Below are 19623 nucleotides of genomic sequence, written 5' to 3' on the forward strand. Positions count from 1 at the left end.
CTTCATAAATGCCTATCAAGTCGCTACTTACATTCGTTTTGCTATTAAGCGCTGCTATTACTTTTAGTACGCCAGGCTATGCCAAAGTTCATGAGGAGGCTGACGTTGCCGAACGTAGGTTACAAGTGGGCGCAGCGCAATTTGAAGAATACTTGCCTTTACTTGAAGGCAAACGAGTCACACTGGTAGTTAACCAAAGCTCGATTATAAAAAACTCAACGATAAAAAGCTCGGGTGTAAAAAACAGTTCGTTGGAGCCTATTCACTTAGTCGACGCGTTGCTAAGTCGTGATATCAATGTGGTGAGTATTATGTCGCCCGAACATGGCTTTCGCGGCAAGGCGGGAGCGGGTGAAAAAATAGATAACGATGTTGATGCTAAAACGGGTCTTCCTATTCACTCCCTTTACGGTAAAACGAAAAAGCCAACGGACGACATGTTAGCCAATACCGATATTTTGGTGTTCGACATTCAAGATGTAGGGGTGCGTTTTTATACGTATTTAAGTACCTTACATTACGTGCTGGAGGCCGCTGCTCAGGCGCATATTCCTGTCATAGTATTAGATAGGCCCAACCCTAATGGCACCTTTACTGATGGCCCTATTTTACAGCCTGATTATGTATCGTTTGTAGGCATGCACGCCATTCCTGTATTGCACGGCATGACGTTAGGCGAGCTCGCATTAATGATAGTGGGTGAACAGTGGATTGCGACCGATGCCATTGATGCGAAACAGCCAGCGCAGCAGCAATCTAAGTCGCTGGCGCATCAAACCAAGCAGCAGGCGCTGTTAACGGTTATTCCCGTGGCAAATTATCATAAACAAATGCCTTACTCTCTGCCTGTTGCCCCCAGCCCGAATCTACCTACTGATGCTGCCATTGCCTTATACCCCACCCTTTGCTTTTTTGAAGGCACGGACGTAAGTGTAGGAAGAGGTACACCGCTTCCTTTTCAACTTATCGGCCACCCTGTGGTAGCGCTTGGCGATGAAAGTATAGACGTAGCTGCTAACCAAGCAGCCCCATCCCCTAAACACAATAACACTGCCCTGAAGACTTCGTTATTCGTAGATGCCCCCTTTTCAGGAATAGATGTTGAGATCCTACTTAGCGCTTATGCTCAGTTTAAAGAAGAAGGCATTACCTTTTTCACTCGCCCAGATTTTTTCGATAAGTTAGCCGGAACGGATTCACTCCGACAGGCCATTATCGCGGGGAAAACCAGCAACCAAATACAAGCAAGCTGGGCTGAAGGCTTGGCTACATTTAAACAGCTTCGCGCTCCCTATTTGCTATATCCGGCAACGGCTTCTGAATTACCTAGCGAAGGAAAAGGCAGCGTTGTAAACCGTAAATTTCAAAGCGATGACGCCAAATGAATAGCCACAATACGCCGGAAAAAGCTCAAACCGAGATAGCAGTGGATCACGCAACTGATAACTTTCATGCCTTTTTAACGGGCATTAGTGAATGGTTAGCGCCTGAAAATATTATTGGCGATAAACCTAGGCTAATTGCCCTTGCTACTGACGCCAGCTTTTACACCAAAATTCCTAAGTTAGTCATAAAAGTGCCGAGTATTCACGTTATGTGCCGCGTATTAGCAATGGCAAATCGCTTAAATATTGCCCTGACATTTCGAGCGGCGGGCACCAGTTTATCTGGTCAAGCAATTACAGACTCGGTATTGGTCATGCTAACCCCAGATTGGCAACAGTATGAGGTAATAGATAACGGCGAAGCAATATCATTAGCGCCAGGGGTTATTGGCGCAAAAGCGAATCGAATATTGGCAGGCTATGGCCGAAAAATTGGGCCAGATCCGGCTTCGATTAACGCCTGTAAAGTGGGCGGCATTGCAGCGAATAATGCATCGGGCATGTGCTGTGGGGTGAAAAACAACTCGTATCACACTCTGCGTCACATTCACGTATTGTTGCCCGACGGCAGTGAAGTCAATACCGCTGATGCACAAAGCATTTCCGCGTTTGAGCAAAGCCATAGTGTATTGTTAGCCTCTCTTGCTGCGCTTCGCAACTCGCTACTAGCGAATACAGCATTGACTGAAAAAGTACGCTATCAATATCGCCTTAAAAATACTATGGGGTATGGCCTCAACGCCTTACTTGATTATGACAACCCGCTAGATATTTTTACACACCTAATGATTGGTTCAGAAGGTACATTGGGCTTCATTGCTAACATTACCTACAACACCGTACCTTTGCCTCGGGCGCGAGAAACCGGGTTGTATTTATTTGAAAACTTCAAAGACGCTTGTGCAGTTATTCCTGCGCTAAAAGCCTGTGATGTAGATGCTGTAGAGTTGATGGACGCCAGAGCATTGCGCGCCGTTGCGCCGTTGCTAGACAAGGTGGTGGTTAGCAAACGCAATATTAGCAATCCAGATGCTGTTGCCCTACTTATTGACGTGGGTGCCCCGTCACAGGCTGAACTAGATAGTACGCTTAAGACGGTGCGCAAAATTTTAACCCAGCCAACAGTGGGTATAAGTAAAGAATATGAGCACCCACCTAAACAAGAGCATAAGCAAGAGCAGAAGCAAGGCCAGCCTCTGCAAGATTTTACCGCAGAGCCCAACATCATCGAAAACTTGTGGAGCATTCGAAAAGGGCTATTTCCCGCAGTAGGCGCAGTAAGGCCCACTGGTACCACGGTCATTATTGAAGACGTGGCCTTTCCATTAGAAAGTTTGGCCGATGGGTTAAATGCGTTAGTCGCCTTATTCGAAAAACACGATTACCACGACGGCATTATTTTTGGTCATGCACTCGATGGCAATGTGCACTTTGTGTTTAGCCAAGGTTTCAATACCCCAAATGAAATCAACCGCTATCAGGCCTTTATGGCCGATATAAGCGTGCTAGTGACACAGCGCTTTGCGGGGAGCTTAAAGGCCGAGCATGGAACGGGGCGTAATATGGCGCCGTTTCTTACTGCACAATGGGGTGATGAAGGTGTGGCGTTAATGCGCGCGCTAAAAGACATTATCGATCCTAAGGGTATTTTAAACCCAGGGGTTATTTTAAATGACGACCCTCAAGCGCATATTACTCACCTTAAGCCGATGCCTGCAGTACAAGACACGGTAGATGCCTGTATTGAGTGCGGCTTTTGTGAGCCTCAGTGCCCCTCGCTTAATTATACGTTGTCGCCCCGTCAACGTATTGCATTAAAGCGCCGACAAACGTCTTTGACAGAACCTGCGGCTGTTAATGAAATTAACGAAGCGTTTTCACACCTAGCCGTAGATAGCTGTGCAGCAACGGGGCTATGCGCTAGCGCTTGTCCGGTAGGCATTGATACTGGGCAGTGGATAAAACAAATACGTGGCCAGCGTACTAGAGGTTCTGCGACCAAATTAGTCAGTGATCTTGCCGCTAAACATACCGATAAGGCGTTATCAATTGCACGTTTTTCACTAAACATCGGCCATAAAGTAAAAGGGGTAATTGGCGAAAAGGCATTTAATTCTATTACAGGTGCACTACATTTACCCCAGCTTCATAGTGCTGTTCCCCAAGCTTCGCAATATAACAAAAATACTTCGCAGTATAAAAACGAACCAGATTTTAACGCTACTACTCACGCTAATGAAACAGCTTCTGAAGCACATAAAGCGACTGAAAAAGAAGCTGGGTACATCGCCGAGTTACCTACCCATTTAGGGCAGCAAAACTGTTCTGAGAATACCGCTGGGAAAGTGACTGAGAAAATGGCTAGGAAAGCGCTTTCTGAGGCGCTTTCTCAGACGGTTTCAAAAGTAGTTTACATGGTAAGTTGCCCAAGCAAAGTTTTCGGTGGCAACGCTAATGAAAAAAGTGTTATTCAGGCTGTGGTCTCTTTGTGTGAAAAAGCCAACGTGGAAGTGGTGTTCTCTAGCGCAAAAGACCATTGTTGTGGCCAGCCTTGGGATAGTGAAGGTGAAGCAATCACCGCGAGAGATAAACTCGCGGCGTGGACACAAGAAGTTTACACACTTTCAGAACAAGGACGCTGGCCTGTCATCATTGACAACAGCGCTTGTGCTTATAACGTAACTTCAAAAAACACCAACAACTCAGACTTCAACAAAATAGAGATATTGGAAGTTAGCAAGTATTTACTTCAGTACATTTCACCTCGGGTAAAGGTGGTTAAAACAGATGCCCCTACAATGCTTCATATTGGATGTTCAAGTACTAAGCTAGATTCAGGGGTTGCTATTAACGCGTTGACGAACCTTTGTACTTCAAACGTTATTGTTCCTACTGACATCACCTGTTGCGGCTTTGCGGGTACTAAGGGCTTCACTAATCCGGGTTTGAACCAAAGTGCACTGGCACCGCTTGCCAGTCAGGTGCCTGAAGATTGTTATAGAGGGGTATCGAATAGCGCAACCTGCGCGATTGGTTTAAGCCTGCACAGTGGGGTGATTTATTCACACATCGCGGTGCTGCTCGACGAGGTCAGCCAGCCGCTTTTCTAACGTCGCTTTGTGTGTTTTCAACTGTTCTTTTTCGTCACCCTCTGCGGTCTCAAGTTGCTTGCTGATAGCCACAATTTGCTCGGCTAATCCTTCTCGATTTTTCTCGTGCTGCTCAGCCTCTTCCGCTTTATCAAAAATGATGGCCTCGGGATTAGTTTCCTCATCTTCCTGAGAAGCAGCTGCCTCTTTTGATGAGCCAGGTTGCCGAGGAATCATTTGCACACCGTCTACTTGAGGCCGCTGATTCATGAAGGTCGGTGAGACAATTTCAATGCCCGTGTTATGCAATGCATCAAGCACCGATTTGTGTAATCGCGAGCGCGCACTTAGCATGCTTTTCACTTCTTTAAGCAAGCCTGCAACTCGGTAGCTTACCGAGAAATCTCCTAAGGAGATCACTTGAACGAAAGGGTCTTCTAATTCAGCATTGGCCGCTGCAGTTAGTAAGTGCTTCTCAACCTCTGAATGGTGAATATCGTATCCTAAACTTAAATCAACCGAGACAATCGCACCTGAGGCACGTGTTACTCTCACCGGTGTGTTCACCATTAGGGTGTTTGAAAAAGCAATTAACTCACGAGTTTCGGTTTGAATTTCCGTATCTAGTAAGCCCATCTCAGCTACCCTTCCGCTGTAATCTTCTACGCGAATAAAGTCTCCCACTTTGAACGGTTTATTTACCCGTAATACCAAACCCGCCATCAAATTTCCCACCATGGTGGTAGATGAAAACGCGATGACACCGGATAACAAAACGCCAATTAAGGCGATCACCTGATTGCGCGTACTTTCGTTCACCGGAAGTGCCATGGAGATGACGACCAAACCTACAATAGTAAGTACTAACAAAGTAACTTGGCGTGGCAATTTTTCTTCACTGGTTAAGTGAGATTGTCGCGCAAGTAGCACGTAATGAAGTGCACCTAGCCCCAATACCACCAGTACAATTGCTAGTACTAGCGGAATAAAAGGCATGAGAAAAGCCACCACTGTATCCACACTGAAACTCCATTTTATTCTTATTGCCAAGTCACACTTAACTTAGTGTTTCGCCGTATGGCGTCGTATTTTTACGTTACTTTGTTTTTAGTTTATTAGCACGAATCACTGTAAACCACTAAACTTAATTATTTATTATCAATAATTTACACGCAACATCGATTATTTGAATTTCTACTAACTGGCCGGCGCTATAACACTAACACTAACACTAACACTACTCAGATGCGCCGCTCCACTGAACAGGCACATAGTCGTTGGGTCTGTTCAGGCCTAATATGGTTTCTATTAGAGCATCAAAAATAGGGCTATATATCTCACTATCTACGTTGTAACTGAATGTAGCAATAGCGATATCGGTGTGCGGCTGCATTTCTTTAGCTATATAGGGCATACGAAGCGGCACTAAAACCGTGGTAAGCCCTTGTTTTTTAGCTTGTTGCAAGGCTGATTTAGTAAATCTATGCACATCATCTAGCGGTGCCCTTGAAGCCATCGCTTCTTCATTATCGAAGCCTTTCATCTCATAAACGGCATGTTGCGGTGAGATATCCCCCACGATTAACAGGTCAGCTTGCTTCAATGCATATTCGAAGGTGGCTTTGTTTGGCAGCTTAGTAAGCGGCAGGCAAGCCATTCCCAGCGTGGGCGCAATACTAGTCAAACTTTTTTCAAGCGCTAAACACCTAAGCGCATCAGGCATTAACGCCAGCCAGGTTTTCTGAGTAACAGGGAGTTTTTCGGCGCCATAAAGTGATGTGATCGCCGCCCTAGAAAGCGCTTTCTCAATTTGAATATTACGTGTTTTTTTAACATTATTCTGTACGTCTGAAACCCGCCAGGAAAGCGCTTTCTCAGCGTACCTATTCAGGCTAAATTTAGCTTTAAGCAACGCAATGCGTTGTACGGAAGTTGCAAGCTGTGTTGAGGGCACTTCACCACTGCTTATTCGCTTACTTACCTTGCCCATTAATGCAGCAAACATGTTGATATCTTGTGGCGTTCTAATGGTGAACGGCATTAAGGCAATGTCGGCACCCGCTTGATAGGCTTTTATCATGGCATCTTCTGGTGAGAAGTATTTAGCAATGCCCGCCATATCTAATGCATCGGTAACAACCACGCCTTGGTAACCCAGCTCGTTTCGCAATACATCGTGGAGAATCTTTCGTGACAAAGTTGCGGGAATGGTCATCTCCCTTCCCTGTTTGTCTTTGACGGTAGTGCTATCTAATGATGGGTATTGGATATGCGCACTCATCAACATACCTGGCGGGTTTCCACCGCTGATAATTCGGCTAAAAGGTAATAGGTCACCTTTTAGCGCTTGCGCTTTTGAATGCTTGACGTTGGGCAGGCCGGTGTGGCTATCTGTTTGTGTATCGCCATGACCAGGAAAATGTTTAATAGCACTTATTACACCACTTGATTGCAAGCCATCTACAAATGATTGCCCTAGTACCGCAACATCGCTAGGTGTTTCGCCAAAACTACGTACATTAATGACTGGGTTTTTAGGCTCACTGTTAATGTCTACGGACGGGGCGAAATTTGTATTTATCCCTAAGGAGCTCAAACTACTACCAATGCCCTTCGCTACGTTTTCGGAAAAAGCCGTGCCGTGCTGATAGTAGCTTGCCCCTATTGCCAAATTTCCGGGAAAAGGCGTGAGCATAGAAGAAGGTAAGCGAGCCACTCTTCCCCCTTCTTGGTCTACAGCAATAAATAGCGGTGGCAGCTTCGCTTTTGCCATGGCCTGTTGCATGGCGTAGTTCAACGCTATTAGCTGCTTGTTGGTTTTAATATTTTCAGAAAATAAGATAACGCCACCAATGTTGTGGGTGATGAGTAAGTCTTTAAGCGCATTTGGTAGCGTGGTTACCGGCTTTTTACATGCTTTCGAGCTAGTGCCATCATCGCAGTAGAATCGAAAATCTAGAATGATTTTTTGGCCAAGAGATTTTTTTATCTGTTCATGCTGGTTTGATTGGTTCGCATAAGTACTAGGCAACAGTAAAATGCATAGACTAAATAAAAAAACGCGAGATAAAACGGTTGCTAACGAGGGAATAAGGCGCAAATAAGATCCTAGGTAATTATAGATTTTTTAACAGTTAACGGTGTACTTATAACGATAAGTTAAGCTTTGATACGCATAATAATTGCCATAGTATCAAAAACCAATGCATACAGAATAAATACGTGTCATTCTGTGGAATTAACCGTGTGCTCTGCGGTACGCTAGTCGCTATTGCTCACATTAATGCATATGAATGGCTAATAGATGTGCAGTTTACTAGCAAGTCGATGGTTTCACATTCTCGAACATCGACGTTTCGATTTAGTATCAACGTACAAGCTCAGATATTCGCTCTTTAAGCGAATGGCAGTATTTCACAATAATAAAGTATGGAAAGTAGTATGGATTGGGTATCAATTATCCCCCCATTGGTTGCGATCATTGTCGTATTCTGGAAAAAAGAAGTTATCTTGGCATTGCTATTAGCGGTGCTGTGCTCTGAAGCACTTATTTTGTTAACTGCAAGCCCCGCCACCAGCTTTCTTGCGCCAATAAATGCTATAGAACGCGTAGTCGATACCGCTTCCAGCCCAGGTAATACCCGAGTCATTCTATTTTCTGTATTAGTAGGCGCGCTATTAGCATTTATTCGCGACTCTGGCGGAGTAACGGCTACGGTTAACTACTTAGTTGGTAAAGGGGTAGCTAAGAATAAGAAACAAGTTGGCAGCCTGACTATGTTTACCGGTATTGCGGTATTTATAGAATCGAATTTAAGTGTGCTAACGGCAGGTATTTTTGCCCGAGGGTTATTCGACCGCTTCGGCATGAGCCGCGCCCGCTTAGCGTATATTATCGACTCCACCAGCGCACCAGTATGCATACTCATTTTACTCAATGGTTGGGGTGCATTCATATTAAGCTTGCTCGACACCTACGAACTGCCAGCGTCATCAGCCTCAATATTATGGGGCAGCGTGTTTTTTAACTTCTACGCTATTTTTACCTTGCTAATTGTGGCTTACACCATAGCTGCAGACAAAGTGCACGGCCCATTGGCAGTGGAAGAGAAAACCCTATCGAAGACAGACATTCCCCAACAAACAGAAACGGCCACCAAAGCGCGTTACATGTTAGTGCCATTGCTTACCATGGTATTAAGCATGGTGGGCTTTATGTTTTGGACCGGTAATGGCACTTTATCTGAAGGCAGTGGCAGTAAATCTGTGCTTTATGCCACGGCACTTGCCACCGCTATCGCTTATGGTCTTTTACTTTGGCACAAACGCTTTACCCATAAAGAAGCCGTGGAAATCGGCTTTAAAGGCATGGGGGAATTGCTTCCCCTCGTCACCATTGTGCTGCTATCTCTTACCTTAGGGAATAGTTTAAAAGACTTAGGCACTGGCGTATTTGTTGCCGGTGTGGTGGGTGAATACCTACCCCTTGTTTTCATCGTACCTATGTTGTTTATTGCAGGGGCGGTAATGTCGTTTACCACAGGCACCTCGTGGGGCACATTTGCCATTCTTATCCCTATTGGCGTGCCACTAATTCAAACCCTTGGATTACCGCCTTCGTTAGTAGTTGCAGCTATTTTAGGTGGTGGTATTTTTGGCGATCACTGTTCGCCTATTTCCGACACCACTGCCGTATCGTCGTTAGCCGCTGGTTGTGACGTATTAACCCATGTAAAAACCCAGTTTCCTTACGCGCTTGTGGCAGGCGGGTTAACTTTGGTGGGTTATCTTATTGCTAGCATTATTATGATTGGCTAGCGGGAATTACGACAAGCTTGCGCTAGGTCTATTTTTCACAATTCTGATAATAAGTTTTATCTAAGTTTCTCAATTTTAAGGAGTTAGACGGTGTTGAAGAAAACGTTTTTTCTGTTCTCATTTGTAATTCTGACAGCGTGTAGTCAAACAGGCGTTGAAGTAACGCAAACTCAACAGCAAGCCGTCGCGATGCCCGATACTTTTAGTGCCGACGCCGCATATGCTGTTTTAGAAGACGGCGGTAATGCGGTAGATGCTGCCATTACGGCGCAGTTTGTGCTGGCAGTGACTTTACCTGAAGCAGGTAATGTGGGCGGCGGAGGCTTTATGACCATTGCGTTTGAAGGCATCACTGACTTTCTTGATTACCGTGAAATGGCACCGTCTGATGCACACCGAGATATGTACTTGGATGACGAGGGGGATGTGAAACCTTACGAATCACTTTTTGGCGCGAAAGCAGCAGGTATTCCAGGCACGGTTGCCGGTATGTGGGCTGCCCATCAGAAATACGGCAGTTTGCCGTGGAGTCGCTTAGTAGCACCTGCGGTTGAACTTGCTGAAAATGGCTTTTTAGTGCCTGAAAAACTTGCTAGCAACATCACTCGATATTTAGCTCGTACCCGCGAACAAGGATTAAACAGCAACTTTGCTAGTTACTTTGAACAAGCTAAAGCCAATACAATATTCAAGCAACCTGAATTAGCCACTACGTTAAAGGCGATTCAACAGCATGGCCAATATGGGTTTTACCAAGGCGAGGTTGCTGAGAAAATTGTTTCCTTTATGCAAGAAAACGGTGGGCTAATTAACCACACCGACCTTGCGGCTTATAAAGCCGTATGGCGTAAACCTCTTGAACTGAATTGGCAAGGGTTCACACTAGTTACAGCACCACCACCAAGTTCAGGCGGCGTGGCGGTAGCCCAGTGGATTGGTATGCTTGAAAGCTATGGAAGCAATCATACACTGCCAGATCATAACAGCGCGGAATACCTGCATGTTATGTCTGAAATTGGTAAACGCGTATTTGCAGATAGAGCAGAATACTTAGGCGATCCTGACTTTGTTGAAGTCCCTGTAGCTAAGCTTGTTGCTCCTGATTATATCAAAGCCCGCGCTGCGCTTATTCAACCCAATAGTATTTCAGACACGCCAAGTGTTAAACCTGGCTTGAAAGAAAGTGAAGATACCACCCACTTTTCTATTATGGATAAATGGGGCAATGCTATTGCCAACACCACCACTATTAACCTTACCTTTGGTAGCGGCGTGGTAGTAACGGGTGCAGGGTTCTTGCTTAATGATGAGATGGATGATTTTAGTGCTAAGCCTGGCGTGCCTAATTTCTTTGGTGCTGTTGGCGGTGAAGCGAATGCCATTTCGCCTTATAAGCGCATGCTATCTTCAATGACACCTACCCTAGTAACACAAGGCGGTGATGTGGTTTTAGCAACCGGCTCGCCTGGTGGCACAACCATTATTTCGTCGGTAGCACAGTCGTTATTAAACGCATTATTGTTTGATTTTGATGCCACAAAATCTGCTAACGCTCCTCGCTTTCACCACCAATTACTGCCTAAAGATACTATTCGTGTTCACCCGGGGTTTGACGAGTCAACATTGGCTGAATTAACTGACATGGGCTACACCATAGATGCCCGCCGCTTTGGAGATGTGCATTTAATTAAGCGCACCTCACAAGGTGTAGAGGCGGCTTCTGAAGCAAGTGGTCGCGGTAAAAGCATAGTGTCTGCGCGCTAAATCGTGCTATTGCTGTAGCGCTTTCGCCCTAGAAAGCGCTCACGGTTCAATACAGGCTAATCAGTCGCAAATAACTGTTCGATAGAGGCAAATGCTTTGAACTCCAGCGCATTACCGCAATAGTCCATGAAGAACATAGTGGCTTGCTCGCCTGGCTGATCTTTAAATCGAATGTAAGGCTCTATAACAAATTCAATATCGGCGGCGCTTACTTTGTCAGCCAGCGCCTGCCATTGAGACATTTCAAGCACCACGCCAAAATGCGGAACGGGCACAGCATGGCTATCTACCCCATTATGGGAAGGGGGTGAAGGCATTTTCTCAACGCAATGGGTAACCAACTGATGACCGAAGAAATTCCAATCAATCCATTGGGTATCACTGCGCCCTTTTTCACAACCTAATAGTTCGCCGTAAAAGGCCTCTGCATTGGCAAGGTTACTGACGGGTATTGCTAAATGAAACGGCTGCGCCATGGTCACGTCCTATAAAAATTTCTTTAGTAACGATAGTTTGAATTTAGAAAATGGCGCATAACGTACGGGGGCATCTAAAGCGAAAGCCCGCTTCATTACGGTTTTGACATGACTAAAAGTATCAAACCCTGCTTGGCCGTGATAACTGCCCATGCCGCTATTACCCACCCCACCAAAGGGAAGTTCTGGGTTAGTCATAAATATCATCGTATCGTTAGTACACACACTGCCAGAGCTGGTTTTATCAATAATACTATTAAGTACTTTATCGTCGTCGCTGAACGCATAAAGCGCTAGTGGTTTTGGCCTATCGTTGATAAAACCGATAGCTTCGTCGATAGAGGCAACAGGCACTATGGGTAAAATAGGTCCGAATATCTCTTCTTGCATAATAGCGCTGTCTTTCGCGGGGTCGAGCACCAAGGTGGGTGTCATGGCAGGTCGCGCTTCGTTAATATCGCCACCGTAAACCACATTTACACCATCTAGATATCCTTGAAGGCGATGCAAGTGGCGAGTATTAATAATGTTGCCATAATCATCTGAAGAAAATGGGTTTTTACCAAACTGAGATTTGAGCTCTTTTTTAATGGCGTCTATTAGCTTTTGTTCAAAACCTTTCACTACTAGCACGTAGTCGGGCGCAATACAGGTTTGCCCGGCATTCATCCACTTACCCCAAACGATTCGACGCGCGGTAATTTTCAAGTTGGTGCTGCTATCAACAATACAAGGGCTTTTACCGCCAAGTTCTAACGTAACAGGGGTTAAATGCCTAGCGGCTGCAGACATGACAATTTTGCCAACTGCTTCTCCGCCAGTATAAAAAATATGATCCCATTTACACGCAAGTAATGCCGACGATTCTTCCTTCCCGCCTTCAATGACTTCTACACATGAAGTATCCATGTACTGGGGGATGAGTTTTGCCACAATCGTTGAGGTTTCAACGGCCAGCTCAGACGGCTTTAACACCGCGCAATTACCCGCTGCTAGTGCTGCAATGTAAGGCGCTAGCAACAACTGAAGGGGGTAGTTCCACGCGCCTATGATAAGCACTGTACCCAAAGGTTCTGGTTGCTGAAAGCTTTTACCCGGCCACGCAATAAGTGGGGTGGATACCTTTCGAGGCTGCATCCATTTATTTAAATGCTTTAGGGTATGCTTAATATCCGTTAGCAAAAAGCCATGTTCAGCCACGTAGGCTTCACTTTCACTTTTGCCTAAATCTTGATGAAGTGCATGTAGAATATCTTTCTCATTTTCAATCAGCAGGCGCTTTAGCGCGTCTAATTGACTCTTACGCCATTCTAGTGAGTGGGTTTTGCCAGATTTAAAACTAGTTTGAAGCGAGGCCACCGTATCAAGAAAGCAAATGCTGGGTTCTACGGCGTGAAGCGTTGGTTGATTAGACATAATACATTCCACCTACATATGAAGACTGTTGACCTGCTGGGATTTAAATTCAGGTTCAGGGGCAATCGGATAAGCTGTTATTCATCTTATAGTAATGAGGGCGATAAAACACAACCCAATTATTTTGTTAATTGATGTTTAATTATTACCTGAATATCAGTTGACTGCCTACACGAAAAAGCCCGGTACTTAAAAATAAGTACCGGGCTTTTAAAGTGTCTAACTAGACGGGTTAGTTTACGCGTCGTATGGGTTACGTAAAACAATCGTCTCGTTTCGATCAGGCCCGGTAGAAACGATATCTACTGGAACACCGGTAAGGTGCTCTAGGCGCTGAATATAATTTTTCGCAGCTTGTGGTAAGCCCGCAAACGTAGTGACACCATACGTGTTGTCGCTCCAACCTGGCATTTCTTCATACACTGGGGTGACTTTATCGTAACCGTCAGCCGCCATTGGAGGCACGTCTTTTACGTTACCGTCTGCATCTTTATAACCGATACAGATTTGTAAAGTTTCAAGGCCGTCAAGCACGTCTAGCTTCGTTAAGCAGAAACCGGTAATCGAGTTGATTTGTACCGCACGTTTCATTGCCACGGCATCGAACCAACCAGTACGGCGTTTACGACCGGTAGTCGCGCCGAACTCATGACCTTTAACACCTAAATGATTACCCACTTCGCAATCAAGCTCGGTAGGGAATGGGCCAGAACCTACACGTGTGGTGTATGCCTTAACAATACCCAATACATAATCTAACTTTAACGGACCAAAACCAGCGCCGGTGGCTACGCCGCCAACAGTAGTATTAGAAGACGTTACATAAGGATACGTACCGTGGTCGATATCAAGTAATGTACCTTGCGCACCTTCGAACATGATTGGCAAACCCGCTTTGTGGGCTTTATCTAGTTCGTCGGTAACATCAACCACCATCGCTTTAAGGATGTCAGCAACGGCCATGGCACCTTTTAAGGTTTCATCAAAATCGACCGCTTCTTCACCGTAGTATTTAGTCAATGTGAAGTTGTGTACATCAAGTACTTCTTTGAGCTTAGCTGCAAAGTCTTCTGCATTGAATAAATCGCCAACGCGCAAACCACGGCGAGCCACTTTATCTTCGTACGCTGGACCAATACCACGGCCAGTAGTACCAATTGCTTTAGCACCACGGGCTTTTTCACGCGCCACATCTAAAGCAATGTGATAAGGAAGAATAAGCGGGCATGCTTCACTGATTTTCAAACGCTCACGAACTGGAACACCACGCTCTTCAAGCATAGTCATTTCAGTCATCAGAGCGTCAGGGCTGAGTACTACGCCGTTACCAATAATGCAGGTAACGTTGTCACGCAGAATGCCTGATGGGATTAAGTGAAGAACGGTTTTTTCACCGTCGATTACTAGAGTATGACCTGCATTGTGACCGCCTTGATAGCGAACCACAAATTTTGCTCGATCAGTAAGTAGGTCTACTACTTTGCCTTTACCCTCGTCACCCCATTGAGTGCCGAGTACCACAACGTTCTTTGCCATGAATCATATTGTGTAAGAAAATTAGGCGGGGATTCTACCAAAATTTCATACCCTTTATCATCTGTTTTATGCGCAAAAATACGCCAGTTATTGCAGATTTATGGACTTTATTAGTCTGAACCTCGCTAACCATCTGTATATTAGAGCTATTTTTAGTTACGCATTCGAGCTTATTAAGACAAGTAAAAAAGGCAAACCACACCGATGACAACTAAAACACCGCCGGTTTGGCGTAATTGATTGGTCGGCATCTGACTTATTTGCAATAAATATAAGCGCCAGCGCGTAGGAAATAACAAAGGGCCAATTCCCTCTACAATAAGCACTATTGCTAGCGCGGGCCAAAGCCAGTCCATTCTATACCTCATTGTTTTATTTAAATTATTGTTACCTAAACCGTGTAACATACCATAAAGCGTACTAGCAGCTAGCGGCGCTTAAGGTAATCACGTAAGCATAGTAATCACTCATCAGAGAATAACGCACACATAAATACCTTATTTTGCTAACCTAATGGTTATTTGAGTATTTAATATTCAACCTACTGAAATTTTTCACTTTTTTTAACGCAAAATAGTGCAAAAAATCTATCATCTGCTATACGTAAAGTATTGCACTTAATCACACGGAAACAAATTCATGCGTTTTCCTAAATATGGAAACTATGCGTTAGATATCTCTGGGAATGTATTGGAAGTGTTTGCTACGGGTGCGTGGAATTTAAAAACCGCTGAAGCCTTTTCTGAAGAAATGCATGACCTAGTGGACAGGTTCGAAGATAAACCATGGGGCGCCATTCTAGATGGCCGCAGATGGGTATTGTCTACGCCAGATACACAACAAGTCGTCATTGACGCTATTAAATATAGCATTACTAAAGGGCTACGACGCTCTGCCTATGTGTTAGACACCGGCATGGTAAAGCGCGCGCAGCTAGAATATACCCACCCTGCCAAAGAAAGAGACTTTAATCTTCAAGGCTATGAAAGAAACTACTTTCAGCATTACTTCTCGGCGCTTAATTGGCTAGACAAAGAAGGCTTTTCACCTATAGCCAAAACGTAAGGGCACATAAGCGCCCTTACATTCAATGTTAATAAAGCAAGCTGTAGACCTTGCGTCTATATTCAGATTTGAGCGCATCACCGTCGGTTAATGCATTAATCATATCCAGCATTATTTTACGTGCATCCCCAAAGCCTAGCTCTTTTTTAAGTACGCTGAGCAACAAGGATAACGCCTCTTCCGATTTATTAGCTTGGTGTAACTGCACAGCCAAATCCACTTTAAGTTGTAAGTCATCTGGATTAGCCGCTACCGACGCCTGCAATTGGCGAATTTCAGGTGTATCAGCTGCCTGTTCAGCAAGTTCTATTTTACCGTTAAGGGTATTATAACGCGCATCTTGATCGACTAACTTAATCTCGTCCAACATGGCTTTAGCCTGTGTTATCGACCCTGTCTCAATGTAGCAATCAATAACCATATACTTGGCATTGATGTTGTCAGGGCTCATCTCTAAAACTTGTTTCGCATTCGATAAGCCTTCTACATAGTCGCCCCGTTGAATAGCTTGTCCTGCCGCCGCAAGAAAATCATCTTCTGGATTAGGCAGATACTTAGCTAGCATCTCACGAATTTGCGCTTCGGGTTGCACACCCGCAAAGCCATCTACAGGTTGACCGTTTTGCACTACCATTACGGTCGGCAAACTACGGATACCAAATTGGCCTGCAACTTCCTGCTGCGTTTCACAGTCTACTTTGGCAAGAATAAGGTGTTCGGCATACTCTCCTGCTATCTTTTCTAAGATAGGCAGTAAATCTTTACATGGCTCACACCAGTCTGCCCAAAAATCAATAAGCACTAGCTTTTCTTGTGATGCTTCTAAGATAACTTGCTGAAAATTTTCAACAGTGATATCAACGATAGTTGCCGCATTGTTCGCAACAAGATTGTCCATAACGTGGGCCTTTTAAAACATTTATTTTCTGACAATGAATATGGGGTAACTGATAGCAAAAAACAACCGCTACAAAAAATCGGCAACAATGTCGTATTCACGACATACTTACCTTGGCTGGCGTGTTAATTTGTTGTTAACTCACGCATAACGATACTCACTGGAGGGCTACGTCATGGCTACCGAGTCAAACGTTCAAACTCAATTTCAATCTTTTAGCGAGTTCTATCCTTATTACCTTGCAGAACATGCCAATGTAACCTGCAGAAAATTACACTTTGTTGGTTCTTGGTTAGTGTTAGGTGTCATCGCCAGCAGCTTAATTACGAGTAACTTCGCATTGTTATGGCTGATCCCAGTAGTAGGCTACGGCTTTGCGTGGGTGGGGCATTTCTTTTATGAGAAAAATAGGCCTGCGACTTTTCGCCACCCGCTTTATAGCCTGCTGGGAGACTGGGTGATGTTTAAAGACATTCTAATAGGTAAAGTAAGTCTTAGCGCTTAACGACGGTAAAACCCTACCACCTTTTCAGTACAAAAAAACAAAAGAGCCAGACGCACGCAGTGAAGTGACACCCAGTACGCTGGCTTTTGAAATCATAGTCTCAGTATTTAGCCGTTTTCAACACGGCAAAAATAAGGCTACGCCACTCATTTACTTGGCAGGGGTAAGCTTTAACACTTTGCCGTTGGTGGCATCGGTTAGCAGATAGATAGCGCCGTTAGGCCCAACTTCTACATCACGAATACGGGCTTGATTGTCACGCACATATTCATGCTGCTCACCAGGCTTACCGCCATCCATCTCGATACGTCGTAAGTGAGTGAACTTTAACGAGCCTACCAACAAATCTCCGTTCCACTGTGGAAACAAGTCACCTTGGTAGAACGTCATACCGCTTGGTGCAATAGAAGGGTCCCAGTAAAGTACTGGTTGTTCCATGCCATCCATATGCGTTTTATCACTGATAATGTCGCCGCTGTAATCAATACCATAGGTAATGACCGGCCAACCGTAGTTTGCACCTTTCGACAGCAGGTTAACTTCATCACCGCCCTTTGGCCCGTGTTCCATTGCCCATACTTCACCCGTTTCTGGGTGAATGGTAATGCCTTGAACATTTCGGTGGCCGTAACTATAAATTTCAGGCGCTTTACCGTCAGTAAAAGGGTTATCGCTAGGCACACTGCCATCGCGGTTAATTCGCACAATAGTACCGAAATGGTTATCGGTATTTTGCGCTTCCTTCATATATTTATAACGGTCGCCCAGGGTGATAAACAATTGCTTGTTCGCATCAAACGCTAAGCGACAACCAAAATGAAAGCCATTATCAATAAGTGGCGCGGCACTAAAGATAGTTTCTACATTTACCAGCGCATTACCGCTTAGTGTTGCTTTGGCAACACTGCTGCCACTTCCACCCTCGCCAGGTTGGCTGAAACAAAAGTAAACCGTGTTGTTAGCTTCAAACTCAGGGTCGATAGCAATATCTAACATACCGCCTTGGTTGTTCGCTTCTACCTTAGGCACATTTGATAAGCGTGGCGATAGTTCACCGGATTGACTTAGGCGCCTAATACCGCCCTCGCGCTCGGTAATCAGCATGTCACCGTTAGGGAGGAAGGTCATCCCCCAAGGGTGAACTAACCCTTGTGCTAATTCAGTAACAACAAGATTTTCATCTGTCGGTGTTTTAGCGTCTGCTTGTTGCGAAAACGCTGGCTGAGTTGCCCCAGCCAGCGTTAATGTACAAACAGACAGCACGTTAATCATAGTGCGTGTCATAATTTTTCCGCCGTGAAGTATATTCCGACTTATTTTGCCAACATTGCGCGAAGCATCCAAGCAGACTTTTCGTGAACGCGCATACGATCGCCAATAAGTGCAGCAGAAGACTCGTCATCTGCGTCTTGCGCTAACTTAAGTGAATCACGTGATGTTTTAACTACTTGCTCATGACCATGGGTAAGTAACGCCACCATTTCTGATGCTTCAGGTACACCTTCCACTTCATCAATTGCGCTTAATTCAGCGAATGATTTGTAAGTACCTGGCGCCGAAACACCCAGTGTACGAATACGTTCAGCAATTTCATCTACGGCTTCTGCAAGCTCTGTGTATTGCTCTTCAAACATCAAATGTAGTTGTCTAAATTGTGGACCTTCTACATTCCAATGGAAGTTATGGGTTTGTAGGTAAAGCGTGTAAGAATCTGCTAATAGTTTTTTAAGGCCTTCAGCCACTGCATTACGATCTTCTTCTGAAATGCCGATATCAATCTTGCTCATATATCTCTCCTTGGGTTAGCAACTAATTCACTAATTTAGAATTGGAAATACCATTCAAATGTTACCTTAATGATACTCTAAGAATATTGATTTGGATTATAATTTTAACGATTGTACACATCTACTTTGACGATTTACTTCAATGATGATGCTGATGACCTGCTTCTTTATCCATTCCTTTTACCGGTAATTCTACGATGTAGTCAGCGGCGGAATCAAAAGACAAGGTCAATGACACACTATTGCCTTCAACAAGACCTTTTTCTAATCCCAACAACATCACGTGATACCCGCCAGGCGCAAAGGAAAGCGAATCATTTGGCGCAATGACTATCCCTTCTTTTACTTCTCGCATACGCATCATGTCATCATTCATTTCGGTGGTATGAATTTGCGCGTCGCTGGCAATATCACTGCTGACCGAAACGCCCGTTATTTTAGTCGGTGTTTCGCTTTGATTATGCAAAGTGAAATAAAGTGCTGCAGATTGTGCCATTGGAAACGTAGCGCGGGCGTAACCGTCACTAATAGAAATAGGGTGCGTAGCTTGAACCCTGCACGCCGACAGCGCAAACATAAACAGGGCGAGTAATTTAAAGGGTAAAGAATGAGTAATAGGTGTCATACCGCTGCTTCCAAAAAAAAGTTGGCTGCTAGTGTACGGTAGGTTTATTTAATAAAGAAGAGAATATAGAAAATCTGGAGATATATCCCGAAAGGGAAAAACTATAACAACGAAGCTAACCTAGAAAGCACTAGGTCAAAACATTGTATGAAGACCTTTATGTGAGAGAATGGTGCCGACTGCCGGAATCGAACTGGCGACCTACTGATTACAAGTCAGTTGCTCTACCAACTGAGCTAAGTCGGCACACTTTTCACAC

16 protein-coding genes and 1 tRNA gene are annotated in these 19623 nt (G+C 44.7%); 6 read left to right on the plus strand and 11 right to left on the minus strand.

Annotated features, from left to right (window positions below; translation table 11 throughout):
* Positions 1 to 8: 8 nt before the first annotated feature.
* Entirely contained in the window at positions 9 to 1385 is a 1377-nt protein-coding gene (locus AAC006_RS05530; RefSeq protein WP_126872895.1) for a DUF1343 domain-containing protein, read from the plus strand.
* Positions 1382 to 4495, plus strand: a complete 3114-nt coding sequence (locus AAC006_RS05535; RefSeq protein ID WP_126872896.1) for an FAD-binding and (Fe-S)-binding domain-containing protein — start codon at positions 1382 to 1384, stop codon at positions 4493 to 4495. Before AAC006_RS05530 ends, AAC006_RS05535 begins: the two co-directional genes overlap by 4 nt.
* Here the strand turns inward: AAC006_RS05535 and AAC006_RS05540 are convergent.
* Positions 4448 to 5470, minus strand: a complete 1023-nt coding sequence (locus AAC006_RS05540) for a mechanosensitive ion channel domain-containing protein (protein WP_312847919.1) — start codon at positions 5468 to 5470, stop codon at positions 4448 to 4450. The two genes, AAC006_RS05535 and AAC006_RS05540, sit on opposite strands and share 48 nt — an antisense overlap.
* Before the next feature lie 241 nt (positions 5471 to 5711).
* Positions 5712 to 7574, minus strand: coding sequence for a glycoside hydrolase family 3 protein (locus AAC006_RS05545; RefSeq protein WP_126872898.1), 1863 nt, complete (start codon positions 7572 to 7574; stop codon positions 5712 to 5714).
* Positions 7575 to 7915: 341 nt separating this feature from the next.
* Here AAC006_RS05545 and AAC006_RS05550 point away from each other — a divergent pair, with 341 nt between their 5' ends.
* Positions 7916 to 9292 carry a Na+/H+ antiporter NhaC family protein gene (locus AAC006_RS05550; RefSeq protein WP_057794231.1) on the plus strand — a complete coding sequence of 459 codons (1377 nt, stop codon included), beginning with the start codon at positions 7916 to 7918 and terminating at the stop codon, positions 9290 to 9292.
* Between the two features lie 126 nt (positions 9293 to 9418).
* On the plus strand, positions 9419 to 11056 hold the full coding sequence (ggt, locus tag AAC006_RS05555; protein ID WP_339890940.1) for a gamma-glutamyltransferase: 1638 nt from the start codon (positions 9419 to 9421) through the stop codon (positions 11054 to 11056).
* Between the two features lie 56 nt (positions 11057 to 11112).
* Here ggt and AAC006_RS05560 read toward each other — a convergent pair whose 3' ends face one another.
* The 4 genes from AAC006_RS05560 to AAC006_RS05575 all read right to left on the minus strand — a co-directional run bounded on the left by AAC006_RS05560 (position 11113) and on the right by AAC006_RS05575 (position 14840).
* Positions 11113 to 11532 carry a VOC family protein gene (locus AAC006_RS05560; protein WP_129736140.1) on the minus strand — a complete coding sequence of 140 codons (420 nt, stop codon included), beginning with the start codon at positions 11530 to 11532 and terminating at the stop codon, positions 11113 to 11115.
* 9 nt (positions 11533 to 11541) lie between these two features.
* A complete protein-coding gene (locus AAC006_RS05565) occupies positions 11542 to 12948 on the minus strand; it encodes an aldehyde dehydrogenase family protein (protein ID WP_208805954.1) in 1407 nt (468 codons plus the stop codon).
* 237 nt (positions 12949 to 13185) lie between these two features.
* Positions 13186 to 14484 carry an adenylosuccinate synthase gene (locus AAC006_RS05570; protein WP_126872903.1) on the minus strand — a complete coding sequence of 433 codons (1299 nt, stop codon included), beginning with the start codon at positions 14482 to 14484 and terminating at the stop codon, positions 13186 to 13188.
* A gap of 173 nt (positions 14485 to 14657) precedes the next feature.
* Positions 14658 to 14840, minus strand: a complete 183-nt coding sequence (locus AAC006_RS05575) for a DUF2065 domain-containing protein (protein WP_013785593.1) — start codon at positions 14838 to 14840, stop codon at positions 14658 to 14660.
* A gap of 283 nt (positions 14841 to 15123) precedes the next feature.
* Here AAC006_RS05575 and AAC006_RS05580 point away from each other — a divergent pair, with 283 nt between their 5' ends.
* The gene (locus tag AAC006_RS05580) at positions 15124 to 15549 is read left to right on the plus strand and encodes a hypothetical protein (RefSeq protein WP_013785594.1); all 426 of its coding nucleotides are present in this window, start codon (positions 15124 to 15126) and stop codon (positions 15547 to 15549) included.
* Positions 15550 to 15577: 28 nt separating this feature from the next.
* Here AAC006_RS05580 and trxA read toward each other — a convergent pair whose 3' ends face one another.
* Positions 15578 to 16447: a thioredoxin gene (gene trxA, locus AAC006_RS05585; RefSeq protein ID WP_013785595.1), complete on the minus strand. Its 870-nt coding sequence runs from the start codon at positions 16445 to 16447 to the stop codon at positions 15578 to 15580.
* Between the two features lie 175 nt (positions 16448 to 16622).
* On the opposite strand from trxA, the gene AAC006_RS05590 reads away from it, so the two are divergent.
* Positions 16623 to 16952: a DUF962 domain-containing protein gene (locus AAC006_RS05590; RefSeq protein WP_126872904.1), complete on the plus strand. Its 330-nt coding sequence runs from the start codon at positions 16623 to 16625 to the stop codon at positions 16950 to 16952.
* Between the two features lie 150 nt (positions 16953 to 17102).
* Here AAC006_RS05590 and AAC006_RS05595 read toward each other — a convergent pair whose 3' ends face one another.
* The 4 genes from AAC006_RS05595 to AAC006_RS05610 form a co-directional block, all read right to left on the minus strand.
* A complete protein-coding gene (locus tag AAC006_RS05595; RefSeq protein ID WP_126872905.1) occupies positions 17103 to 18236 on the minus strand; it encodes a PQQ-dependent sugar dehydrogenase in 1134 nt (377 codons plus the stop codon).
* A gap of 29 nt (positions 18237 to 18265) precedes the next feature.
* Complete coding sequence (locus AAC006_RS05600; RefSeq protein ID WP_013785598.1) at positions 18266 to 18739, minus strand: Dps family protein; 474 nt, start codon at positions 18737 to 18739, stop codon at positions 18266 to 18268.
* A 139-nt stretch (positions 18740 to 18878) separates the two neighbouring features.
* Positions 18879 to 19364: a copper chaperone PCu(A)C gene (locus AAC006_RS05605; protein ID WP_126872906.1), complete on the minus strand. Its 486-nt coding sequence runs from the start codon at positions 19362 to 19364 to the stop codon at positions 18879 to 18881.
* A 170-nt stretch (positions 19365 to 19534) separates the two neighbouring features.
* A tRNA-Thr gene (locus AAC006_RS05610) sits at positions 19535 to 19610 on the minus strand.
* Positions 19611 to 19623: the final 13 nt, after the last annotated feature.

It is taken from the genome of uncultured Alteromonas sp. (assembly GCF_963976965.1).
Classification (GTDB): domain Bacteria; phylum Pseudomonadota; class Gammaproteobacteria; order Enterobacterales; family Alteromonadaceae; genus Alteromonas; species Alteromonas naphthalenivorans.